Below are 23545 nucleotides of genomic sequence, written 5' to 3' on the forward strand. Positions count from 1 at the left end.
CCTTATTTCATCTTAAAATCCTCCAGCATATTCTTTTGCTTTTCCCATACTTTACCGTTCCAAAGCATATAATCGTAACTGCCATCAGGAATATAGGTTTCGTACATACCTACATTATCAGCTTTGGGAGGAATAATATTTTCGTAAATTAATAGTCTGGGTTTTTCTTCATAACGCAAGGTCATGGTGGCTTTGTTGTTAAACTCCCAGATTAAGCGGTGCAAAGGTTGTTTGCCTTTTATATCAAAAATGGGTGCGCCAAATACGGGTGTATTGTTTTTAAATAATAGCACATCAACTACTTTTTTATTGCTGCGTTCTGTTGCGCCATCCCATCCAAGTAAAGTGTAATAAGTTCCTTTCTGGTTTTGTGTTTTTATTATTTTGTAATAGATAGCACCGAACCAATGGCTGGCATCGGTTTCTACATAAAACACATTTTCTATGCTGTCACTTCTGTCTATTAAAGGAAAAAAGTCGGGCATGCCAAATAGTTTCTTTTCCCTTTTTATTTTGTTTGGATTCATTTGTATAACACCAAAATTTCTGAAATGCTCATCGTTACTGGCTACGTTCCAGGTAATAATCCTGAAATAATCATCGGGCGATTTTACAATGGAAACATTTTTAAGAGAATCAAATGGAAAGAAATAAGAATTCTGTACGCGTAAAGTTCGGGCCAATGTTTTAATAAAATTGGTTCCGCAGGTAATGCGCGTGGTTTCGTCAAAACTGGTTACCATCTCTTGCGAAAGGCCAACCAACCTTAGCTCAGCATCCTTAAGGGTATCAAGCGTTAAAGAGTCAATTTTTTGTGCTTTAACATGACTAACAAACAGAAAAATAATGATTGAAAAGAGTATGTGTTTCATGAGTGGCAAATGTAGTGTTTAAAATAAAAATAAATTGCTGCGTAAAATCTTAACAAATTATAAAAACGTAAAGTAAAAATGGTTAGTATTGTACAATTATGAAAATGCTAAAATCATTAACAGTAAACGTATTACTAATTTTGTTAACGCTTTATTTGCTAAGCTGGTTAGGTGCTTTTTTGTTAAGTGGTTATACCCGACACGGACAATCGCTGACACTACCTAATTTAAAAGGTCTTGCTTTTGAAGATGTAGAGAAAATTTTAGCACAAAAAAAACTACGTTACATTATTACCGATACTGCTTTTATTGATAATATGCCCAAAGGAAGTGTGGTGGAACAAAATCCATCGGCTAATACCAAAGTAAAAGAAGGCCGTTACGTATATATAACCATTAATTCAAACTCAAGTATAGGCGTGCAAATGCCCAATTTAATTAATAGTTCATTGCGTTTTGCAGAAACCGTATTGTTAGGTGCAGGTTTACAATTGGGTCGTGTTATTTACAGACCGGATGTAGCACAAGGCGCAGTTTTAGACCAATTATACCACAACCAAAGTATTCAACCCAATGTTAAGGTTCCCAAAGGTGCCAGCATTGATTTGGTAGTTGGAGACGGCATGGGCTCAAGCATGGTTACTATTCCTGATTTAACCAACTTAACGTTGAACGAAGCACGTGGCGTACTGGAAAGTAGTATGCTACAAGTTGGAAGCGTTGTGTACGAAGGTAAAAAAGACTCATTGAATGCCACCGTAAAAAGACAATCGCCTGCTTTTGAAGAAGGGCAAACCATTAAGAGCGGCCAACAGGTTGATTTGTTTTTAGGTGATTAATGGGACTCGTTTTACAGCTTTCAATAAAATACATTTAATTACGTTAACACCATTTATGAAATTATATTTATGCTTATTAGCCTGCTTTTTAATTATACAAACCAAAGCGCAGGAAATAGTGCTTCCTTTGGGCAGCAATGTATGGTTAAACAACCATGCTGATAAAAATGTAGTAGCCAATAACAGTAAACAGTTGGGTAAAGCCGCTACATTAAGTATTCCTTTTACAGAGTATTTTAACGCACGGAATTATGCTAAGCCCGATACTTTAAAATGGATGGATAGCAATGTAACCGTTACTAACTTAAACGCTACATTTGACAATAGAGATATCAACGGAACGGTTTACAGTAAAGGTTTTGCCGATGCTGATGTATTAACTTCCCGTTTAATAAATACAAGCGGAGTTGGCAATGTTTTTATCTATATCAATTATTCAACAGGTATTGATTGGCTTACCAACGATTCATTGATACTACAAATAAAAGGCAGTAACGATGTTTGGAAAACAATCTGGAAATCGGCCAATGATACTTTTACCAACCGCGATGTTTTTGTAAACTTTAGCTTTGTGAATGAGTTTGCAAGTAATAATATCCAATGCAGGTTTATTAACTATTGTCAAACTACCAATGCTATTACTGAAGATTTCAGGATAAACAAATTTATTATTTCTTATAAAAACATTATACCATTTTACCAATCGTTTAGAAGTTACACGCCATTAACATTTGCCCCTTTAAATACCAACTGGATAGGTTTCTCTACCCAGGTAAGCATTAACGATAGTGCAAAAATGATGTGGGGTAACAGTGTTATTTTTAATTCCATTACACAGTTTAAAGACTCAAGCTATAATGGTAACAGTGGTGCTTATGGCAGTGCTGATACCTTAATGTTAAATCCCGTTGATTTAGCAACAGCCAGCGTTTCTGACCAACTGGTATTAAGCTTTTGGGTAAGAAGCTTTACGGAGGCACGCAGCAACGACTCCCTTTATTTAGAAACCTTAGATAATTTAGGCAGGTGGCAACGGGCTTGGGCAGTAAGCAAAATTGATACGCTTTACCAGAAAGTAAGCATTCCTTTAACCGGGCGTTTACGGCATTCCGCTTTTACATTCCGCTTAATTAATAAAGGTACTTATACTTTAAACGATACACAAAGTTTTGCGGTGGCTGCTTTAAAAATAACAGCCAAACAAAATTTACCTTTGGTCGAAGATTTTTCAAGTACTACAGGTGTTTATCCTGATGCGGAGAAATGGATTGATAAAAAAGTATTCATCAATAATAACTTTCCTAAAAACCAGCCTAGTTTAAACGTAGCCACGTTTGACGGATTAAATGAGAATGGTAATGCGTATAGCAAATTCCCTGTAAAGGGTATAGCTGATATGCTTACCAGTAAAGGCTATAATTTATCAGCCTTTTCTGTTAATGATTCCATTTATTTAAGTTTTTATTACCAATACCAGTTGCAGGGTACTACGCAACAAATATATCCTGACGATTCGTTGATTTTAGAGTTTAGAAGTTCGCCCAATGATGCAGATTCGTTTGATATAGTTTGGAAAAAATCGGCATTGGATACGCTTGGTTACGACACCTTTTACAGGATACTGATTCAGGTGCCTGCTGCTTATTTGCATGATGATTTCCAGTTCAGGTTTAAAAACAGGGGAAGCTTAACAGGTAACTTAAGCCAATGGCATGTTGATTATATTAAACTCGATAATGGACGCAGTCGTTTTGATACCGCTAATTACGATTTGGCTATATCATCAACACCCACATCTATACTCCGTAAATACAGGTCAATGCCTTGGAGCCATTTTACCATGAACAAAAATAAGTATACTAACGATACCGTATATTTTAGTGTGTTTAACAATGATAAACGTAACTTTTTGGTTGATTACCGCAGGCAGTTATACGACAACGAACAAAGCTTGGTTTTTACCAATAACAAAGCGGCAGGGAGTATTCCTTATCAGGTAAGCAGTAATTTGGTAAGTGATAATCCAACTACTTTAAATAGCAGTTCAACAGGTTTGGTAAAAACATTCAGAAGCAAAGTAGCAGTAAGCGATAATAACTTTGCTAATAATGATAATATTCCAATCAACGACAGTATCAGTGTAAATACCAAGTTCAGCAATTATTTTGCTTACGATGATGGCACAGCCGAAGGAGGTTATGGTATTTATTTAAAAACAAATGCTTCCGTTGCGCTGGCTTACGATTTAGAGAAACCAGATACCATTTATGGTGTAGAAATATTTTTTAACCAGGCCGAACAAGATGTAAGCACGCGTAGTTTTGATTTGATGGTTTGGGAAGATATTAGCCCCATTAACCAAACAGCTACCAGCGATAAAATCATATACCGCAAAAATGGTTTAAAACCTATTTACAATAACACTATTAATGGCTTTGCTACTATTTTATTTGATTCGGCTATTGTAGTTGGACAACGCTTTTTTGTTGGCTGGGAGCAAATAGGCCAGTTTGTATTGAATGTAGGTTTAGATGAAAACTATTATGTAGGTAATCAAATATACACCAATCCAAACATGTTTTATAAAACAGATGGCTTTTGGAAACCTACCGAAATTCCAGGTGCTTTAATGATAAGACCATTGTTAGGTCAGGTAAGAGATTTTCCTGTTTCAATACCGCAAACACCTCAACCAAAAGCAGGTTTTGATTGTGTTATTTATCCAAACCCAACTACTACGGCATTTACTATTGAAACACTTTACAAAGGCAATTTAACAGTAAGCGTGTTTGATTTAATGGGTAAAGAAATAATGCAAACCAATATGAATAATGGATTGCAAACTATTAATTTGCCATCACTAACAAGCGGCATGTATTTGGTACAATTGGTTGATGAAAGCAACGGTACTAAGCTGACTAAAAAACTAATTATTGACTAATAAATTTTATATAAATTATGACAGATATAACTACAGATGAATTAAAGCAACGTATGGATGCGGGTGAAAAATTAACCATTATTGATGTACGCGAACCCCATGAATTTGAAGAGTATAATATTGGAGCTACTTTAATTCCATTGGGCACGTTGCCTGCTAAAGTAGATGAGTTAATGCATTTAAAAGACCAGGAAGTAATAGTACATTGTCGTAGTGGTGCAAGAAGTGCCAATGCCAAAATGTTTTTATTAGATAATGGTTTTAGCAATGTACGCAACTTGTTAGGTGGCATGATGGACTGGAGAAGTAAATACGAATAGTATTGATACAGCTAAAATATTTCGGCTATTGAAATTATTTTATTTTAGAACAAAAATTTTAATCACACTTACCATTATAGCCTGTGCTGTAATGGTAAGTGTTTTTTGTGGCACAGAGCAAAACACTACAGCCACCAATACCAGCCCTTATTTAAACCACAACGACACCGTAAAGTATGTGGGTATGCAACAATGCAGGGCTTGCCACGAAGGTATTTACAAAACATTTATTGAAACAGGTATGGGCAAAAGCTTTGATTTAGCTACCAAGCAAAAATCAAGTGCTGATTTTTCCAAAAACCATGTGGTGTATGATAAATTTAAAAACCTCTACTACCATCCTTATTGGCAAAACAACAATATGTACATTATGGAGTTTCGTTTAAAAGGTAAGGATACCGTTTATAAACGAGCCGAAAAGGTGGATTATATTATTGGGTCAGGACAACACACTAATTCCCATTTGATGAACATAAATGGTTACGTATATCAAATGCCACTAACGTGGTATGCGCAGGAAAAAAAATGGGATTTACCTCCCGGTTTTGAAGGTGGTAAAAACTCAGGCTTTAACCGCAGTATAGAGTTTGAATGCATGAGTTGCCACAATGCCATGCCTGCCGTTACTGATTATACGGCCAACCAGTTTGTAAGTGTGCCCAACGGCATTGATTGCGAGCGTTGTCATGGTCCGGGAGAAGCACATGTAAAAGATAAGCTGGCTAACCATATAGTAGATACCGCACACGAAATAGATTATACCATTGTAAACCCACGCAAACTTCCGTGGGAACGACAAATAGATGTATGCCAACGTTGCCATTTACAGGGCAATGCCGTTTTAAAACCCGAAAAAACTTTCCGCGATTTTAGACCCGGTATGCAGTTGAGTGATTTTTGGGATGTATACATGCCTAAACAAAAAGACGGTGATGAAAGTTTAATAATGGCTAGCCACGCGCAGCGTTTGCAGCTGAGCAAATGTTTTATAGAAGGCAATAAAAATACCAAACAAGGCGACAAAAGTTTTGAAACACTTAACCTAACTTGTATTACTTGTCATAACCCACATGTAAGCGTTAAAAAAACAGGCACACAAATATTCAATACAGCTTGTATCAATTGCCATAACGAACCACAGGAAACCAAATGTACCGAAACTGAAAAAGTACGTATGGTCAGCAATAACAATTGCGTACAATGCCACATGCCTCGCTCTGGTACCATTGATATTCCGCATGTAACCGTGCACGACCATTGGATAAAAAAGCCTGCTAAACAAACAGAAATAAAAAGCATTGAAGAGTTTGCAGGTTTGTATTGTATCAACAATAAAAAAACTACAGAGCTATCTCAGGTAAAAGGTTTGATTAATTATGTAGAGAAATTTGAAGGCAAGCCCGAGGCATTACAGCAAGCTGCCACTTATTTTAAAAACGATTACAAGCAAAACGATTGGCTAGATGCACAAATTCATTTGCATTATTTGCAAGCCGATTACAATGCTATTATTGCCAAAGCCTCCTTTATAAAAGTACAGGAACAAACCAGTGCCTGGTTATGTTACAGGGTAGGACAGGCTTTTCAAAGCAATAACGATTTTGTAAGGGCTGAGTTATTTTACCAAAAAGCAGTTGATTTATCGCCAAGCAGCATTGATTTTATTGATAAGCTGGGGCAGGTGAAAATTCAATTGAATAAGTTAGAAGAGGCTATAAAAATATTGCAAGGCAACTTGCTTTTCAATGCAAAACAAGCCAATAGTTTAACCAATTTAGGCTTTGCTTATATTAAGCAGGGCAATACTGCTTTGGCTAAAACCTATTACCAAAAAGCATTGCAACTGAACCCCGACTACGAACAAGCCTTATTTAATTTAGCCGCTGTTTACAATATGGAAGGCAATACAGCAGAGGCCAAAAAGCTATTGCAACAAATTATGCAATTAAACCCGGGCAATACACAGGTAAAACAGCTATTGAAAACCCTTTAATAACCCCACTTTTTATTGGTTTGGCTAAATAATAGCACGCTTAATTGTGTACTGTGTTAATTGGCTTATATTTGCCGCTTATTTTTAGTTAAAAAGCGGTAAAAGCAATTTATGAATCAAGACGATATAATTAAACGCAGAACTTTTGGAATTATCAGCCATCCCGATGCAGGAAAAACTACTTTAACAGAAAAGTTTTTGTTGTTTGGTGGAGCTATACAAACGGCTGGTGCGGTAAAAAGCAATCGAATAAAAAAGGCAGCTACTTCCGATTTTATGGAAATAGAGAAGCAGCGTGGTATTTCGGTAGCTTCATCAGTAATGGGTTTTGATTATAAAAACTACAAAGTAAATATATTAGATACACCCGGTCACAAGGATTTTGCGGAAGATACCTACCGTACTTTAACGGCTGTAGATAGTGTAATATTAGTAGTTGATTGTGTGAAAGGGGTAGAGGACCAAACACGTAAGCTGATGGAAGTTTGTCGCATGCGTAATACCCCTGTTATTGTTTTTATCAATAAAATGGATCGCGAAGGGCAAGATGCTTTTGACTTGTTAGATGAAATAGAAAAAGAATTAAATATACATACACGCCCGTTAAGCTGGCCTATAGGTATAGGCTCAAGCTTTAAAGGCGTATATAATTTGTACGATAAAACATTACAGTTATTTGCACCCAGCAAAACAAAAGTATCGGACGATATACATGCCATTAATGATTTAGCCTCGCCCGATTTAGAGAAATACATTGGTGATAAAGCGGCAAAAAAATTACGCGATGATGCAGAATTGATAGAAGGCGTGTATGAGCCTTTTAACAAGGATTTATATTTAGATGGTTATTTAGCTCCCGTATTTTTTGGAAGTGCTATTAATAATTTCGGAGTAAAAGAGTTGTTAGATACCTTTGTGGAGATAGCCCCGGAACCACGCTCACGCTATACCGAAACACGCGAAGTATTACCTACCGAAAAGAAATTTACAGGCTTTATATTTAAAATTCACGCCAACTTAGACCCTAATCACCGCGATAGAATTGCTTTTTGCCGCATTGTTTCAGGCAAGTTTGAGCGCAATAAATTTTACCACCATACCCGTTTAGAGAAGAACTTCAGATTTTCGAGCCCTACCAGTTTTATGGCCAACGAAAAGAGTATTGTTGATGAAGCCTTTCCGGGTGATGTAGTGGGCTTATACGATACCGGTAACTTTAAAATTGGCGATACCTTAACCGAAGGAGAAAAAATCAGCTTTAAAGGTATCCCTAGTTTCTCTCCTGAAATATTTAAAGAGTTGGTGAATAAGGATCCTTTAAAAACAAAACAATTAGAAAAAGGTATTCAACAGTTAACAGACGAAGGCGTAGCACAGTTGTTTACCCAACAACCCGGTAATATAAAAATTATTGGTACCGTGGGCGACCTCCAGTTCGATGTAATACAATTCAGGTTATTACATGAGTATGGTGCTTCTTGTTCGTTCAGACCGTTGAATTTTGAGAAAGCCAGTTGGTTTACTTCTACCGATAAAAAAGCGTTGGATAAGTTTTATATGTTAAAACGCCATAACATAGCGCAGGATAAAGAAGGCAGGCCGGTTTATTTAGCAGAGAGCTTATGGTCGTTAAAAATTAATCAGGATAACTTCCCCGAAATTCAGTTTCACTTTACCTCCGAGTTTAAAACCGATCAGGATACCATTAAGAATGCCAGTGCCTGGTAGTTTTTTAGTTGGTTAGAATGAATTACTTTTAATGAAGCATAAACAAAAGTAAAATGGAATTATGAAACAATATATTTTAAAAGTTATTTTACTGCTAGGAGTTCCTGTCACTTTTATGGCTTCACTGTGGTTGAAGTTTGTTAAGAAAGCAGGTACTGGTAAAATGGGCAATCGTATTTTTATGCAATTAGGCATTTTACCTATTTTGGATCATTATTATCAACCAATGATTAATCCCGAAAAGCACTTGACTAAATCATTAAGAGATGATAGAAAGCTTACAGGGATTGATTTTAATGCAGAGGAGCAATTAAATTTATTAGCTCAATTCAACTACAATGAGGAACTTTTAACATTCCCTGTTAACAAACAAAATAACATTGCATTTTACTACAATAATAGTTCCTATGGCTCAGGCGATGCAGAGTACCTTTACAATATGATTAGGCATTTTAAACCCAATAACCTCATTGAAATAGGAAGTGGTAATTCTACATTGATGGTAAATAATGCTATTCATGCTAATAAACTTGAAAATACCCAATACAACTGTAACCATATTTGTATAGAACCTTATGAGCAACCTTGGCTTGAAAAAACAAGTGTTAATGTAATAAGAGAAAAAGTTGAAACCCTTGATGTATCATTTTTTCAGCAATTAGAAGCGGGCGATATTTTATTTATAGATTCTTCTCACATTATAAGACCTCAGGGAGATGTTCTTTTTGAATATTTAGAATTATTGCCAACCTTAAAATCGGGAGTTTTAATTCATGTACACGATATTTTTACGCCTAAGGATTATTTGGATGACTGGATATATAAGAATCATTTTTTATGGAATGAGCAGTATTTACTAGAAGCATTTATGACTTATAATTCCGAATTTAAAATTATTGGCGCATTGAATTATTTATCGCATAATTATAGAAAAGAGTTTGCTGATAAATGCCCAGTTTTTGCACAACAACAAGGCCGAGAGCCTGGTGCTTTTTGGTTGAGAAAAAAGTAATGCATAATTATTAAAATTTCATATAAGCTATTGCACACATCCAAACCAGCATAGCTATTCCTTACTTCTTTTACTGGCTTGTAAGTTTTGTTCGTAGTTTTCTATCCAGTCCTTCACACTTACTTTTTTTATCAATTCAGCTATAAGTGCATAAGGTATGTCATCCATTTTTTTAAAGCGCACACAACTCTTACCCATATCGAGTTTGGTTTTAGCGTATTTAGGGTATTCGCTCGTAAACCAATGTAGTAGTTCAGGGTTTGCATATAGCCCCATGTGATATAAAGCTATAAAGTTTTTTTGCGAAGCTATATTTATAAAAGGCAATGCCAGTTTTGGGTCGCAATGATAACCCGGAGGATAAATACTATGTGGTACAACATAACCAATCATACCATAGGTCATCTTCTCTTCAAAACCTTCAGGTAAATTGCTTACAATGGTATTGCGTAATTGTATCAATGCCGTTTGTCTTTCTTCCGGTAGTTCGGCTACATAATCTTCAATAGTATTGGCTTTTGATTGCATGTTTTTTTATTTCAAACTAATGTTTTTTTGAGTGCTTTTGCAATAGGTGTAAAGACAATCCCGATAACTATCGGGAGGACCGCGCATCAGCTCACCCACCACTGTCCCTTGTAGTGTCTCCTGACCAACAAGCAGTCTATCATTTTAGATACTTTTTGACAACCAATCGTTATCTTGCTTTTAAATCATGAAAGAAAAATAAGATGATGAAATACTTATTAGGTTGTTTTTGTTTGCTGAGTATATGGCTATATGCACAGCAGCGAACTAATACCGCTACTTTGGCACAGCAGGCAGGAACCAAAGTAGCTACACGCTTTGTAGTGCCCGAAACTTATGGAAGGAAAGTATATGCCAAAGGTTCATTTGGCGATTATTTACAGCAGTTGGCTTTGCAGCCTGTTGGGAGCAAAGTATTGTTTTACAATGGCGATATAAAGCCCAATCAAAAAGTAGCTGCAGCCGTATTAACTTTAGATGTAGGCAAAAAAGACTTACAACAATGTGCCGATGCCGTAATGCGCTTACGGGCCGAATATTTATTTGCCCAAAAAAAATACACAGCTATTCATTTTAACTTTACCAGTGGTTTTGTAGCCGACTATGTAAAATGGGCGGAGGGGCAGCGGATTAAAGTAAAAGGAAATACTTGTACTTGGTATAACGCAGGCGAGTCCGATTATTCCTATAAAAATTTCAGGCAATATTTAGATATCATATTTTGTTATGCAGGTACTTTATCATTGAGTAAAGAAATGAAAAAGGCTAAGTTAGATAGTATAGAAGTGGGCGATGTATTTATAAAAGGAGGCAGCCCCGGGCATGCTGTTATAGTGGTTGATATGGCTATACAAAAAAGTACAGGCAAGCGCATATTTATGTTGGCACAAAGTTATATGCCCGCACAAAGCATGCATGTGTTGGTCAATGAAAACAATGGTGCTTTATCACCTTGGTATGAAACAAATGAGAGCGATATGTTATATACACCGGAGTGGACTTTTAACTGGACCGATTTAAAACGTTTCTGATGAAATTATATAAAAGAATAATCTTGTTACTTGGCTTTGGTACGTTGTTACTACAGGTTGGCGGACAGGTAAAACCTGCTGATTTAAAAACAGCTTGCGAGGCTTTTAACTTATACAATAAACAAGTAAGAGATGCTTTACTAAGTAAAGAAAAAGCAAAGAGTTTGTTTGTAGAAAAAATGCAGGCTATAATCCATGCTTATACAAGCTTGCACCAAATGGATAGTATGGCCAATCCGCAGCTTCACTTTCCTTTACAGGGTTATACCGCTAAAGCCATTGGTGGAAAAAATGGCAATGGTTACTATGGCAGCTCGTATAGTTATTTTGATGGCAATAAACACAAAGGACATCCTGCACACGATATATTTATCAATGATAGAAACCAAGATGCTTTAGATGATAAAACCTTAAAACCTGTAGCTGTTGTATCGGTTGACTATGGAGTGGTAATAGCCATGGAGCAACATTGGGATACTACGAGCAGTTTAAGAGGAGGTAAGTATATTTATATTTTTAATCCACAAACCAAACGCATTTGGTATTATGCCCATTGTGCAACTATTAAAGTAAGCTTAGGCGATGTAGTGTATGCAGGGCAGCCCATAGCTACTGTTGGACGTACAGGTATGAATGCTTTTAAAAAACGTTCGCCAACTCATTTACATTTAATGTTGTTAGCGTTGAATAAAGCAGGTTTACCGGAACCTATTAACTGTTATTCATTGTTGAAGAATTTATAACGATTAGCAGCGTTAGTTTTTTGCCCTTGTTGTGTCTCCCGACCAACAAGCACTCTAAAGCAGGTTTACTACGACCCATTAATTATTACGGATTGATCAGCCTAACGAATAACATCTACAGAACCTCGTTTTACATAATATTTACCCGATACACCAAAAGCTTCAATTAAATAAGTATACGAATCAGCCTGTACAGGCTGGCCTTTGTATAATGCATCCCAACCCTGTTCCTTGTCAGTGCTTTCAAATATAATATCGCCCCACCTGTTCATAATGCTAAGGTTTATTTTACTCATACCGCTGAATACCGGTTTAAATATATCGTTCAGCCCATCCTCATTAGGCGTAAATGCATTCGGTACATAAAAGTGTTCATCCGTTACCAATATTGTTTTCATGGTGGAGTCAGGGCAACCATCTTTTGAAATAGCATAGAGTTTAATATCCGTTTTACCCGTATCGCTTAACAGCAGCAAAAAACTATGCTGATTCATACCGTATATATTGAATTTTTTTATCTCCCAGTTTATTTTGTCGTTAGCATTGCCCCCGTATTTTATGGTTACTGACTGATTCTTTTGGTATACGCCCGTATCAGGCCCAAATTCCATCATGGGTTTGCGCCCTAGTTTAATAGTATAATGGAGTGTATCTTGGCTTTGGCTGCATGCCAGGCTGGTGGTTAATACCCAACCGTTGGTATCAGCTATTATTTGCATGTATTTACTGGCTTGCGTACTTTGGTTATCCCATAGTATTTGTTGGGCATTGCTTACGGTAATAGATACCGTATCGCCATAGCAGGCTATAGGTGGGTAGTTTATTTGGGCTTTGGCTGCATTAATAAGCACATAGCCAATTACGGGCGGGTTTTGGCAATGCAGTATATTACTTTCCGTTACACTTACAGTACCTATGCCCGGTGCGCTGCCCCAATCAACAAAAATCTGATGCGTACCGTTGCCTGCATTAATGGTGCCTCCGTTTACTTGCCATTGATAGTCCGCCCCGGTATGCTCGTCTACAAAATAGTGAACGTTTCTATCTCCGGGGCAAACGGTATCAATAACCTGAGCTGTTAGGCCGGTAGCGCGCAATAGTGTTGCAAGTAGTACTATGGCAGGGAATAAACAGCGCAAGTAAATAAGGCTTTACACTTTTAATAATGTCTGATGGCAGAAGTTCCTGTTTTTGGTATAACGGTTACATTGGCATTACCCGAAAAAGTTCCGGTACAGCCTAAACGATCGCTTAAAGAAGTAACAGCATATGCTTTTACGCCTGAGCTGGTATACACTTGTGAGTTAAAATTGTAAGTACTGCTTGAAGTAGTTACGCTTCGGGCAGTTCCGTTTTCGGTATAGTTAACCAACCAAGGAGCTACCCCTGTAAAAGTAAATTTTAATTTTCCCAGTACAGTAGCAGCGTTTACACAAATAGAATCAGTTCCGCTAAGTACTACTGTAGGTGGCGCCAAACGCAAAACAGCCAATGAAACAGTATCCATAGGGCAGCCCAGTATATTTATTTCAACCACTTTTAAAATATCAATACCTGGGGTGGCCGACCAATTGATAGTAATAGAATCAGAAGTGCCTCCGCTGGTTTTGGTACCATTGGTAATAATCCATTGAAAAGTGCTGCCCGCTAAGCCATCAACCGAATAACTTTTTCCCGTTGCTCCCGCACAAACGGTATCGGGGCTGGTGGTGCTTTGGGCAAAAGCTAGCTGAGTAAGGCTTACTAATACAAGTAATAAAGCCATGCGTAAGTGTTGAAGTGTTTTCATATAATGTTTAGTTTAGTAGTGGTATAAAATGGTTGTTGAATTCGGTATGGTAGATTGCCCCTGGGCATAGTTGGTTTGGTTATACGCACGGCCTCTGGCTACGTGGTAATTGTTTCCGTTGAGTTCATCCGCTTTAAAACGGAAGGCATATACACGATAATACACCGCCTTGCACTCGTACGTATGCGTATAAGTAAAACTAAGCGTTTGAGAATTATTAATAATACCTATAATGGTGGAGTTGCCTATACTTTGCCCGTTGGTATAAGTTCTTCCATCCGTAGGTAATGCTGTAAAATTGCTGGTGGTGCTGCTTACTATCAGGTAACCTTGCAGCGTATCGGTAGGATAAGGATCCGTCATACCATTCCATTTAAGCGTATCGGTAGTATAGTTGGCATTGGAATTAACCGTTAGTGTGGGCGAGCTCCAGGCTGGCTCTCTTATACTAAGCCAAAAGGTTTGGTTGTCAGTGGTGGAGGTGGTACGTATATTGGGTAAACCTTGGGTAAATCCACTGCTTATCATATTTGTTTTGATGGTATCTTCACTCGTATTGGTATAGCCCCCTATATTGGCTCCCGGGCAAACCTGTATCAGTCTGTTATCATATCCATCGGGTTCATTAATTACTTTGGGGTTATTGGCTACATTCCAGTTACCATGGTTACCTCCGTGCCCCAAGGAGTGGATATCAGTACTGCCATTTTTAATGGTAACCATATCCGTATTATTGTTAAAACTTAATTTGCTGCTGTTGGTAGCGGGTGTATTACTAAAAACCGATGTTAATTGGGCATGAACACTTATAAAGCCATCTGCGGCCGAAGTGTCAACGGTGGGAGCATTGGCACTGCGGCAATACAATACAATAATGGTTCCTTTGCGCAAATGGTTCCATAGGTTAATGGGTTTGAAAGCAATACTTTGGTAGCTGTTTAAATGGCCACCATTGTTGGCATTGTAATCACCTATGGTCCAGTTCCTGATATCCGTATTGTCCTCCGTAACAAGGAGTTCTATCCAGCAGCTTTTTGCATCTTCGCCAATATAATAGCTGCTTACTACCATGCTTTGGGCATGCAGGTATGGGCTAATAAACAAGAGACAGACAAGACAGTAACAGTATTTCATTAAATTCTATTTACATAGCAATATTAGCAGCTTAAATAAATAAAAGCGCAATTCAAATAAATAAAATACAGAAACGAACTGATAGATAGTTACATAAACTATTATTAATTTGTTTGTAATCTTATCTTAATGCGTGGGTAGTTTCCTAACTGTCATGGTGTTAGGTGTTTTACCGTTGTTTTGGGCCATAAAATAGAGTAGGTATATTGGGTTTCAACGAATGAGCGTTTACGCCATTGCAGGCGTCCTCGCCTGCAATTATTTCATTGCTATCCTAAACAAAAACATCTTTCTCCTTTTTATATTCGATACTTTTTGCATTGTCAAAAAAATATCAAAAAATACGAGTGTGTTGTTGGTCGGGAGACACAACAACGGCAATGAGTGATATGATGCATAGCCGCTTTATGTGTTCATTAAAATATATTCTTCACCTTTAGTTTCATCTTGCTGTCAAATAAAACACTATAAGGTTTATAACTGAGTTTACCATTTTTTATAAGCAGCAATGAGGGTGAATTAGTTTGGAACGTGGGCACCAGTTTAAGTAATTCAGTTTTATTAATAAAGAATAAGCTGGGTTTGGTTTGATGAAACAGGTACTTATTGGCTATGTTTTTATAAGTAATTACACTTTGGTTTTTATTATTGTTGAGTATAAAAATAGCCGTGCTGGCAAAGCTGTTGTGTTGTTTAATCAGTTGGTTTATCTGCTCTAAACAGGTACCACAATAAAGGTTATCAAAGAGTATTACCAGCTTAAATTTTGTTTTGCGTATGTCCAGTTGTATGGCTTCATCCTGTAAGTTTTGTAATACAACTGTTTGCGAACGGTTTTGGTGTAACAAACCAAAAAGACAATAAACGAAAAGGAATAGTTTAGTCATGCTTTAAGTATGTATAAGTGTCAATATTCAAACAAGGGTTTTTTATTTGGTTAGAGAAAAAGGTATTGATAGCCTCTTTTTTAATAGTATATCTATTGGTGCTGCCTCCGGTACAAAGCGTAACCAATTTGTTTTTATAAAACCCAAAATTATAGGCATTGCTTACCGTATTGGGGAAATTAACGGGCTCAAAGAATACTTGTTCCTCTGCCATAGGCTCCATGTAGTTGGCTTTGGTATTACTTATTATTAGTTGCCATTTGTTTTCACTCTTTTGCCAAATATCAATGTACTTGTCTTTATCTTTTTGGTACATTACAAAAACAGTATTTTCATCTATCATCTTAGTAGCTGTTATGCGTTTTAATGTTTTATCTAATTGCATAACCATGGCTATGGGGTTGCCTGCATATTTTTTTTCTGCTTGTTGTATTATTTCTTCTTTACCTGCATTGAAGTCTGCCTGGTATATAGAATCAACCTTATCAAGATTTTGATTATAGAGGTATATTTTATAAGTATAGCTATTACCCGTTAACAGCGTATTGTTACCATAATCTACATATTGGCAAAAGTAATCAACCTTTACGCTGTTCGGAAAATCAAAGGCAAAGTCTTGGCTATGGCTAAAGTCAATGCCTTGGGGTTTAATAGTGCCTTTATCTATAAAATTGGTGCCCTTATTGTATAGCCGCGAAGCTATAAAAGTACTGTCGTTTATAAAACCTATATGGGTAAACGATTTGTATTTTATCTGATGCAATAATTGGTAATGATTGTTTGGTGTTTGCTTGTATACATTTAATACATCCTGTATAAGCAATATTATGTATTGCGATGAAGCGGCTAATAGCAAATTGCCATTTTGCTCAATGTTCTCTTTTAAAAAAGCCACGTTATCGACTTGCATGGGTAATTGTACATAACGGGTACTGATAGCCGTAGGGAGCTGATTGTTTATTTGGTATATGCCTACCGATAAACCAGTATCATTAAGCAGAGTAAAATTGCTGAAATAAACTGCTCCATTGTAAAAGGCCGATGCCGGTTGTGTTATTAAATCGTAGCCTGCCTGTAGCTGGCAATTCACTACCAGCGTATCAAATTTAAATACCTGGTGTATGGTATGTTTGGGCGTATTTTTACCACAGGCAAGCGTAAGCAATGCCATGACAAGCGTAATGAAATATAAGGGAGCTTTTACTCCCTTATATTTGGGTTTAATTGTGTTATTGCAATTCCAATCCATCGCGTTTTACTTGAATACTTATTCCTTCATCGTCTTTAAGCCAGTTAAGCGTATAGGGCATAGGCATATTGGTAACAGGGTCTAAATAATTTTTATGGGCTGTTCCTTCGTCTGTTCCTGCCGCTATTTGCTCGTAAGCATATGTTTCTAAATTTGCCGAAGCTATATCATCAACACTTGGATTGGTAGGCATTAAGTCGCCTTTTTTGGGGCAAAACTCCCAACCGGGATGCAGGCAACGGATAATGGTAACTTCCAGCTCTACGGTAGTTCCGCCATAACTTCCATAGGCTTTCACACTGGTTACATTGGTATAGTTATACCCGGTAGAGCCTCCGCCAAAGGTATGCCTGTAATATACTTCGCCACCTGCTACGAGGCCTGCGTTTGCACCGTAGCTTAATAGGGCTAAGCATAGGGCTGTTATTATTCGTTTCATTATTGTTTGGTTAATAAGTTTGTTGTTTACCCCGCTATTTAAAGCTAGCCTTGGGGTTATGGCATTTTTAGGGTATCAGCAAATCAGTATTGCTATGTTTTGTTATTTGGCTACTTTCGTAGCTAAATAGGATGGAGTTTTATCAGCATAGGACACGTTTTATTTATTTACATGGCCTGTAGGTGTTAGCGCACCTATGGGCTTTTTGTTTGTATATGTATAAATATATATTATACAATGATAGAGAAGTGTCTATTGGCAGTCAATAGGGGAAATACTCTTTTTTGATAGGGAAAACACTCTTTTTTAAATATATGATTGCAGGTGTGTTGGGATAGTGTTTGATGCTTTTGCATAGACTTTACTATCCGTGGAGTTAGCAAAGCGCTCTACGGATTACATATGAAAAGGAGTGTCTTTGACACGGTGTTTTAAAAGAAGAGTCTGAGACTCTTTTGCATTTGATATCCGTAGTCGCCCTTGCTTATCCTTTTGCTTCAGACTACGGATAGTAAGATAGTAAGGTTCCTTGTTTCTTGCTTCGATACTTTTTGCATTGCCAAAAAAGTATCCAAAAACGCTAGACGAAAAAATGCTTCTGCCCGCAGGCCGGATGCGCGGCCCGCTCCCGATAGCTATCGGGATTGTCTGGCCAGCGCTAGCCTTCTATTTATATTATGTGTGCAATAATGCATGTGGAGTGTGTTATCATTCTTCTATCTGCCTTGCGCGCACTTCCTTTTTGTGTTTAGAGAATGGTTATGAAATATTGTGGGGAGGACTTGCAATGTAGTTGAGAGGTGTTGCGATGCAGTTGAGAGGACTTGAAAGATAGCTGAGAGGTGTTGAGAGATAGTTGAAAGGACTTGACATGTGGTTGAGAGGTGTTGCGATGCAGTTGAGAGGACTTGAAAGATAGCTGAGAGGTGTTGAAAGATAGTTGAGAGGACTTGACATGTAGTTGAGAGGTGTTGCGATGTAGCTGAGAGGACTTGAAGGATAGCTGAGAGGTGTTGAAAGATAGTTGAGAGGACTTGAAGGATGGTTGAGAGGTGTTGCGATGTAGTTGAGAGGACTTGAGAGATAGCTGAGAGGTGTTGACATGTAGTTGAGAGGAATTGATATGTAGTTGGGGTGTTTTTTTGTCAGGGATTGGGTCGGAAAATAAATTTATGCAAAACTGTTAAAATAAATATGCCACAGCTCACAATAAAATAAAAGTTGCTTACGTTGTAAAGGGTATTAAATTTTTAATTTTATGTCCAGATACTTTAATGAAAAAATGAGTACTTACAACAAGGTTGAACAGGTACTCTCGGAATCACAAAGTGTGATTAGGAACGTTACTCCTTTAACTCAATTAGTCACCGAATTCAGTGCCCTGCAATTATTAATCAGGAGCAATATGCAACTGAGTGTAGGTGCCAAGGGAACGCTGCATGATAATAAGCTGCAGAAGTTTGATGACATGGCAAAACTATGTGTACGCAATGCACGCAAAGCTTTGGTATGGGCTAAAAAGAACAACAAGTTTGATGCTATTCATGTGTATGATGTAGTGCCCAGTGATTTTAAAACCTCGGGTGTAAATGCGCTGAGCATAGCGAGTAATGTGCTGGACAGGTTGCAGATTGATTTAACCCAATTGAAAGACTATATGATACTGGAAGCAGATGTAGATGCTTTGGAAAGTGCTATAGATGCCGCACAGATTTACAGCAGTGAACCTGCTACCAAACGCAAAAAAGGAGCAGAAGCTAACAGAACCATTCGTGATTTAATTAAAAAGACCGATGACTTATTGGATAATATTGAAGATTTGATTGTAGCCGCTTTTGAAGATACCCATCTTTCCTTTGTGCGTTTGTTTTTAAGTGCCAGGCAGATTTCCGATTTGGGTAGCAGGAAAACAAAGGTATTGGTACATGTAACGGATAAGGATAACAACCCCGTTGAAGATGCTTATGCTGATATAGTGGAAATGGAAGATGAAGAGCAATACAGCGATGAGTATGGTGACTTAACTATATTGGGTATTAAAAGGGGTACTTATACTTTGGTGGTTACCAAAGGAGCGTTTAGGGTAAGTACTAAGTTTACTATTCAACTAGGGGAGCAGTTGAAGTTAAAGGTAGTGTTGGTGTAGCCCCGTCCCGATAGCTATCGGGAGCTATCGGGGGTAGTTTATGTTGAAGGAATCCCGGGGTGAAAGCTCTGGGATTTTTTTTTGCTTGATGCTTTTTGTATTGTCTTTAACAAAGGTTATTTTAAATAAAACAGTTTCTTCTTTTCTTACTTCGATACTTTTTGCATTGCCAAAAAAGTATCCAAAAACGCTAGACAAAAAAATGCTTCTGCCCGCAGGCCGGATGCACGGCCCGCTTTTTTGTCGGGCTAGCGCTCGCCTCCTTTTTGTCCCGATAGCTATCGGGATGTGTGGTGGGGAATGGGGGTGAAAGCCCTGGGATTTTTTTTGCTTGATGCTTTTTGTTGGCAATGTGAAACCTTAATAGATTGGTTTGGTGTTTTGTTGAATTTGTAATTTAAAATGTAGGTATTTTCTATTTGGTTATTTAATGTTTTATTATAATTTGCTAACACTAGCAAAACAGGTGTAAAGCGAATGTTAAACTTTAGTACAAAAGAAACAATAACATTTATTAAAAATTAGCCACATGATAAATACAAATAAAGTGGGTCCTATAGTTGGGCACACTAAATCGGACGTATCCAAAATATGGATTAAGGGAGAAAAATTTGATGAAAATGATTCGAAATTATGTATAGGAACTCTAGACCTTTATGATAATCAACAAAATTATCAATATTCAAAAATTGTATTTCTAGAAAACTATTATGATTATACTGGAGTAATTTTGGTTGATGGGTTAAACGCCTCTAGTTTCTATCACTTTCAAACAGGTATATTTTATAGAGATTCAAAAGAAAATTTGGATATTTCCATAAAGTACAATCATCCATTTGGTACTGAAGGAGAAAGAGTAGCAGGTAGTTTTACTACTGCTCCTACTGATGGAGACGGCAATACTCTTCAATTTGCTTTTGGTTCTTGTAGAAGTAATATTTTGAAAAAGGACCCATTAAAAGGGGACCGTACTTTTCAATCTCTTAATATTCTTAAGGAAAACAATAAACTTGATTTGGTTCTTATGACTGGCGACCAAATTTATTCGGACATTCATGGACCTATTAATAAAATAAACAGTGAGGATGAGTTTTACGAAGAATATAAAAGAGCCTTTTCTACGCCTAATATAAGGAAATTAATGCAAAACGTTCCAACTTATATGATTTGGGATGACCATGAAATCAGAAATGATTGGTCAAAAGATAAAATGTATGATCCAAAATTAAAACAAGAAGATATTGCTAATAACAAAATGATATATGGTTTTGCTAAAAGTGCATATTATTCATACCAACATCTTCATAACCCGACTACTTCAAAAGCAAAAAATTCGAATGAAAAATTCTGGTATGAATTTGTTTATGGAAAATTTCCTTTTTTCGTTATGGATACAAGAAGTTATAGATTTAAAAAAGACTATGAACAAAAAGGAATAAGCAAGACTATGCTTGGTGAAGAGCAATTAAAAGATTTGCTTACTTGGATAGAAAAAAATAAAGATGCCCCCGTTAAATTCATTGTTTCAAGTAACCCATTTTTTCCTGATAAAAAAGATAAAGATAATACAGAGCTATGGGGGCATTTTAGTGAGGAACGTAAGCAGATTCTTGACTGCTTATATTCAAATAATTGTAATAACACGATTATTTTATCAGGTGACATACATAATTCTGCTGTAAGTATATTAGAACACAGGGATAATCACTTCAAAGTAGTAAATCTCATATCTTCGCCATTTTACTGGGGTGCTTATTTTGAAGATTTTGAGTTTCTTTATGAAAAAGAAAAAGAATTATATGATGGAGAATATAAATATACAACAAGTAAAATGTACGGACAGAGTGATTTGTTTATGCATGTAGATGTTAATTTGGAAAGAAACCCCATTGTTCTTGCACAGATTTATAATGGCAAACCTGAAAATTCAGGAACATTAAAAACTATTACTAATCCAATTGCTATTTATTAAATAATGAGGCAACTATCTAGTTCACCTATTTTATTTCTCTTGTTGTAAGTATCTGGTTTTTGCTTGATACTTTTTGCATTGCCAAAAAAGTATCCAAAAACGCTAGACAAAAAAATGCTTCTGCCCGCAAGACCTGATGCACGGCCCGCTTTTTTGTCGGGCCAACGCTAGCCTCCTTTTGGTATGTGGGTTTCTAATTAGATGAAATAAAAGGTTGAGGTTATTTCTATGCCGATAATCTGTCGATTTCCTTTTCAAGTTTTATTAAAACAATCTTTTGATTTTCTATATCCAAAGTATCACAGATAAATGTGCATAGCGCTTTTTTGTCTAAATCTCTTAAAATACTTTCTGCGCCATAATCATTCTTTTTTGTTCTTTCTGTATAAAAAGAAGGCACATTAATACTTTGATTAATTGTTAAGAGATTCTCGACACCAATTTTAAAAACCAAATTTTCATTATTGACTTCCATTTTTCTTATTAATAGGTTTTCAATATTCTCCTCAGGCTTATTTGTATCACTATCATAGAACAATACTATTTTGCTTTTTATTTGTTCCATATTTGCGGTGAAAAATGTTTTGGCTTGATTTAATGCAGTGTCTCCAGTGTTTTCTGCATTTCCTTTGTCATTTATTCTTCCTATCCATTTAAATTCAATTGGCAAGTGTGTTTTATTGAAGATTTCAAGACATCTGTTATAATATTTTTCATCTGTTTCACCCTCTACAAAAACAGTTGTTTTGTTATCCGTTAAATAATGATTTATGTTAAATGCTTCCTGAATTAATTTTTCGTTTGACCAACCAAAGAATTTGGCTTCGTTTGGAATAAAAGTTTTACCAGTTATGCCTTTTTGTAGAATAATTACTTTGTCATCATTTCTATTTGCATTGTGAATTATAAATGGAGAGTGAGTTGATATAATTATCTGTGAAGTTTGCTCGCCATCATTATTTGTAAAAAGTTTTTTGAAAAAACTGAGTACTTTAAGTTGCCAATTTGGGTGAAGACTAATTTCAGGCTCGTCAATCAATATCAATGCTCCCATAGAACTTTCCTTATCTTTTAAAAGGAAACTACCTCTAAAAACTATTTGTTTTTCGCCTGAACTTAATTTACTAATGGACATTTCCTTTCCATTTTCTACAAATATTACTTCTTTTTTATTATTTACATTTTCAATACTCTTATATCTCTTTTGAGGAAACATAAAATCAAAGGCCGAAGTAAAACGTTTGATTCTTGTATCCATTTTATTTGTATCAATTACCTGACCGAGATTATTTCTAGCCCATTCAGTAAATTCTAGAGCATCTAAACTTTGTATATCAATTAATAACTGAGTTATTTCCGTAGCTAGGTTTGGATTACTGCGTTGGCTTCGTAAATTATTACTATCGATGTTTGTAGATGTGACGGTTGAAATTTCATTCGGTGTAAAATTGATTTCTACATCTGAGAATATTGCCCCTAAAACACTTTTTGTGTCTGTATGTGAAAATAAGCTACCTGCCATTGATTGTGAAAACCCATTTTCTTCTTTTCCTTTAATGTCTATTTGAGCCCAATTATCTATAATATTATAATCAATATGAATTTGAAAAATATTATCTACATAATTCTTATTGAATTGCTGGTGTGAGTGTTTTCCAACTTTTAGTATATTTATTTCTTTTTCTGAAAGTTCTATTTCAAAATCTCTTTTCTCATCTCTTTTGTCATTCGTTAATGTTAGATTAGAAAATTCAAAAATGCTATTAAGTAAAAGAGATTTGCCAACTCCATTTTCTCCTGCAATAATTATTGTATTAATGGTCTTACCATTAGTATCTGTAAAGTCAAGTTCTAAGTTTCCAAAAATTGGATGATTTGTAAATCCTATTTTTCTAATTTTCATTGTTTATGTATTTTAAATA

General features: G+C 36.3%; 19 protein-coding genes. 10 read left to right on the forward strand and 9 right to left on the reverse strand.

Annotated elements, in window-relative coordinates; genetic code table 11:
• Positions 1 to 2 precede the first annotated feature (2 nt).
• A complete protein-coding gene (locus tag V4538_09510; GenBank protein ID MES2381268.1) occupies positions 3 to 872 on the reverse strand; it encodes a hypothetical protein in 870 nt (289 codons plus the stop codon).
• A 104-nt stretch (positions 873 to 976) separates the two neighbouring features.
• On the opposite strand from V4538_09510, the gene V4538_09515 reads away from it, so the two are divergent.
• The 6 genes from V4538_09515 to V4538_09540 all read left to right on the forward strand — a co-directional run bounded on the left by V4538_09515 (position 977) and on the right by V4538_09540 (position 9705).
• A complete protein-coding gene (locus tag V4538_09515) occupies positions 977 to 1711 on the forward strand; it encodes a PASTA domain-containing protein (protein MES2381269.1) in 735 nt (244 codons plus the stop codon).
• A gap of 55 nt (positions 1712 to 1766) precedes the next feature.
• A complete protein-coding gene (locus V4538_09520; GenBank protein ID MES2381270.1) occupies positions 1767 to 4652 on the forward strand; it encodes a T9SS type A sorting domain-containing protein in 2886 nt (961 codons plus the stop codon).
• 17 nt (positions 4653 to 4669) lie between these two features.
• Positions 4670 to 4972, forward strand: a complete 303-nt coding sequence (locus tag V4538_09525) for a rhodanese-like domain-containing protein (GenBank protein ID MES2381271.1) — start codon at positions 4670 to 4672, stop codon at positions 4970 to 4972.
• A 28-nt stretch (positions 4973 to 5000) separates the two neighbouring features.
• Entirely contained in the window at positions 5001 to 6965 is a 1965-nt protein-coding gene (locus V4538_09530) for a tetratricopeptide repeat protein (protein MES2381272.1), read from the forward strand.
• Positions 6966 to 7076: 111 nt separating this feature from the next.
• Positions 7077 to 8693: a peptide chain release factor 3 gene (locus V4538_09535; GenBank protein MES2381273.1), complete on the forward strand. Its 1617-nt coding sequence runs from the start codon at positions 7077 to 7079 to the stop codon at positions 8691 to 8693.
• A 61-nt stretch (positions 8694 to 8754) separates the two neighbouring features.
• A complete protein-coding gene (locus V4538_09540) occupies positions 8755 to 9705 on the forward strand; it encodes a class I SAM-dependent methyltransferase (protein MES2381274.1) in 951 nt (316 codons plus the stop codon).
• A 54-nt stretch (positions 9706 to 9759) separates the two neighbouring features.
• On the opposite strand, the gene V4538_09545 is transcribed toward V4538_09540, so the two are convergent.
• Complete coding sequence (locus V4538_09545) at positions 9760 to 10233, reverse strand: DUF1801 domain-containing protein (GenBank protein ID MES2381275.1); 474 nt, start codon at positions 10231 to 10233, stop codon at positions 9760 to 9762.
• 206 nt (positions 10234 to 10439) lie between these two features.
• Between V4538_09545 and V4538_09550 the strand changes: the two genes are divergently transcribed.
• Together V4538_09550 and V4538_09555 are read left to right on the forward strand one after the other, a co-directional pair.
• Entirely contained in the window at positions 10440 to 11264 is an 825-nt protein-coding gene (locus V4538_09550; GenBank protein MES2381276.1) for a DUF4846 domain-containing protein, read from the forward strand.
• Positions 11264 to 12007, forward strand: coding sequence for a M23 family metallopeptidase (locus V4538_09555; GenBank protein ID MES2381277.1), 744 nt, complete (start codon positions 11264 to 11266; stop codon positions 12005 to 12007). Before V4538_09550 ends, V4538_09555 begins: the two co-directional genes overlap by 1 nt.
• Before the next feature lie 101 nt (positions 12008 to 12108).
• Here the strand turns inward: V4538_09555 and V4538_09560 are convergent, their stop codons facing one another.
• From V4538_09560 to V4538_09585, 6 genes are all read right to left on the reverse strand, one after another.
• Positions 12109 to 13104: a T9SS type B sorting domain-containing protein gene (locus V4538_09560; GenBank protein ID MES2381278.1), complete on the reverse strand. Its 996-nt coding sequence runs from the start codon at positions 13102 to 13104 to the stop codon at positions 12109 to 12111.
• Positions 13105 to 13166: 62 nt separating this feature from the next.
• Entirely contained in the window at positions 13167 to 13796 is a 630-nt protein-coding gene (locus tag V4538_09565) for a hypothetical protein (protein MES2381279.1), read from the reverse strand.
• Positions 13797 to 13808: 12 nt separating this feature from the next.
• Complete coding sequence (locus V4538_09570; protein ID MES2381280.1) at positions 13809 to 14867, reverse strand: hypothetical protein; 1059 nt, start codon at positions 14865 to 14867, stop codon at positions 13809 to 13811.
• A 479-nt stretch (positions 14868 to 15346) separates the two neighbouring features.
• Positions 15347 to 15817, reverse strand: a complete 471-nt coding sequence (locus tag V4538_09575; GenBank protein ID MES2381281.1) for a hypothetical protein — start codon at positions 15815 to 15817, stop codon at positions 15347 to 15349.
• Positions 15810 to 16988, reverse strand: coding sequence for a hypothetical protein (locus tag V4538_09580; protein ID MES2381282.1), 1179 nt, complete (start codon positions 16986 to 16988; stop codon positions 15810 to 15812). Before V4538_09580 ends, V4538_09575 begins: the two co-directional genes overlap by 8 nt.
• Positions 16989 to 17046: 58 nt before the next feature.
• A complete protein-coding gene (locus V4538_09585) occupies positions 17047 to 17505 on the reverse strand; it encodes a hypothetical protein (GenBank protein MES2381283.1) in 459 nt (152 codons plus the stop codon).
• Positions 17506 to 18763: 1258 nt separating this feature from the next.
• On the opposite strand from V4538_09585, the gene V4538_09590 reads away from it, so the two are divergent.
• Both V4538_09590 and V4538_09595 read left to right on the forward strand, forming a co-directional pair.
• Positions 18764 to 19651 carry a carboxypeptidase-like regulatory domain-containing protein gene (locus V4538_09590; GenBank protein MES2381284.1) on the forward strand — a complete coding sequence of 296 codons (888 nt, stop codon included), beginning with the start codon at positions 18764 to 18766 and terminating at the stop codon, positions 19649 to 19651.
• 529 nt (positions 19652 to 20180) lie between these two features.
• The gene (locus tag V4538_09595) at positions 20181 to 21623 is read left to right on the forward strand and encodes an alkaline phosphatase D family protein (GenBank protein ID MES2381285.1); all 1443 of its coding nucleotides are present in this window, start codon (positions 20181 to 20183) and stop codon (positions 21621 to 21623) included.
• Between the two features lie 226 nt (positions 21624 to 21849).
• Here V4538_09595 and V4538_09600 read toward each other — a convergent pair whose 3' ends face one another.
• Positions 21850 to 23526 (reverse strand): AAA family ATPase, encoded by a 1677-nt coding sequence (locus V4538_09600; protein MES2381286.1) that lies wholly within the window; start codon positions 23524 to 23526, stop codon positions 21850 to 21852.
• Positions 23527 to 23545 lie beyond the last annotated feature (19 nt).

The sequence above is a fragment of the Bacteroidota bacterium genome, assembly GCA_040388375.1.
Classification (GTDB): Bacteria; Bacteroidota; Bacteroidia; order UKL13-3; family UKL13-3; genus JAAFJM01.

What these genes read in the sequence shown, in the direction of transcription:
- V4538_09510 (MES2381268.1), bottom strand. Translation starts at nt 872, where the DNA reads ATGAAACACATACTCTTTTCAATCATTATTTTTCTGTTTGTTAGTCAT.
- V4538_09515 (MES2381269.1), top strand. Translation starts at nt 977, where the DNA reads ATGCTAAAATCATTAACAGTAAACGTATTACTAATTTTGTTAACGCTT.
- V4538_09520 (MES2381270.1), top strand. Translation starts at nt 1,767, where the DNA reads ATGAAATTATATTTATGCTTATTAGCCTGCTTTTTAATTATACAAACC.
- V4538_09525 (MES2381271.1), top strand. Translation starts at nt 4,670, where the DNA reads ATGACAGATATAACTACAGATGAATTAAAGCAACGTATGGATGCGGGT.
- V4538_09535 (MES2381273.1), top strand. Translation starts at nt 7,077, where the DNA reads ATGAATCAAGACGATATAATTAAACGCAGAACTTTTGGAATTATCAGC.
- V4538_09540 (MES2381274.1), top strand. Translation starts at nt 8,755, where the DNA reads ATGAAACAATATATTTTAAAAGTTATTTTACTGCTAGGAGTTCCTGTC.
- V4538_09545 (MES2381275.1), bottom strand. Translation starts at nt 10,233, where the DNA reads ATGCAATCAAAAGCCAATACTATTGAAGATTATGTAGCCGAACTACCG.
- V4538_09550 (MES2381276.1), top strand. Translation starts at nt 10,440, where the DNA reads ATGAAATACTTATTAGGTTGTTTTTGTTTGCTGAGTATATGGCTATAT.
- V4538_09555 (MES2381277.1), top strand. Translation starts at nt 11,264, where the DNA reads ATGAAATTATATAAAAGAATAATCTTGTTACTTGGCTTTGGTACGTTG.
- V4538_09565 (MES2381279.1), bottom strand. Translation starts at nt 13,796, where the DNA reads ATGAAAACACTTCAACACTTACGCATGGCTTTATTACTTGTATTAGTA.
- V4538_09570 (MES2381280.1), bottom strand. Translation starts at nt 14,867, where the DNA reads ATGGTAGTAAGCAGCTATTATATTGGCGAAGATGCAAAAAGCTGCTGG.
- V4538_09575 (MES2381281.1), bottom strand. Translation starts at nt 15,817, where the DNA reads ATGACTAAACTATTCCTTTTCGTTTATTGTCTTTTTGGTTTGTTACAC.
- V4538_09580 (MES2381282.1), bottom strand. Translation starts at nt 16,988, where the DNA reads ATGGCATTGCTTACGCTTGCCTGTGGTAAAAATACGCCCAAACATACC.
- V4538_09585 (MES2381283.1), bottom strand. Translation starts at nt 17,505, where the DNA reads ATGAAACGAATAATAACAGCCCTATGCTTAGCCCTATTAAGCTACGGT.
- V4538_09590 (MES2381284.1), top strand. Translation starts at nt 18,764, where the DNA reads ATGTCCAGATACTTTAATGAAAAAATGAGTACTTACAACAAGGTTGAA.
- V4538_09595 (MES2381285.1), top strand. Translation starts at nt 20,181, where the DNA reads ATGATAAATACAAATAAAGTGGGTCCTATAGTTGGGCACACTAAATCG.
- V4538_09600 (MES2381286.1), bottom strand. Translation starts at nt 23,526, where the DNA reads ATGAAAATTAGAAAAATAGGATTTACAAATCATCCAATTTTTGGAAAC.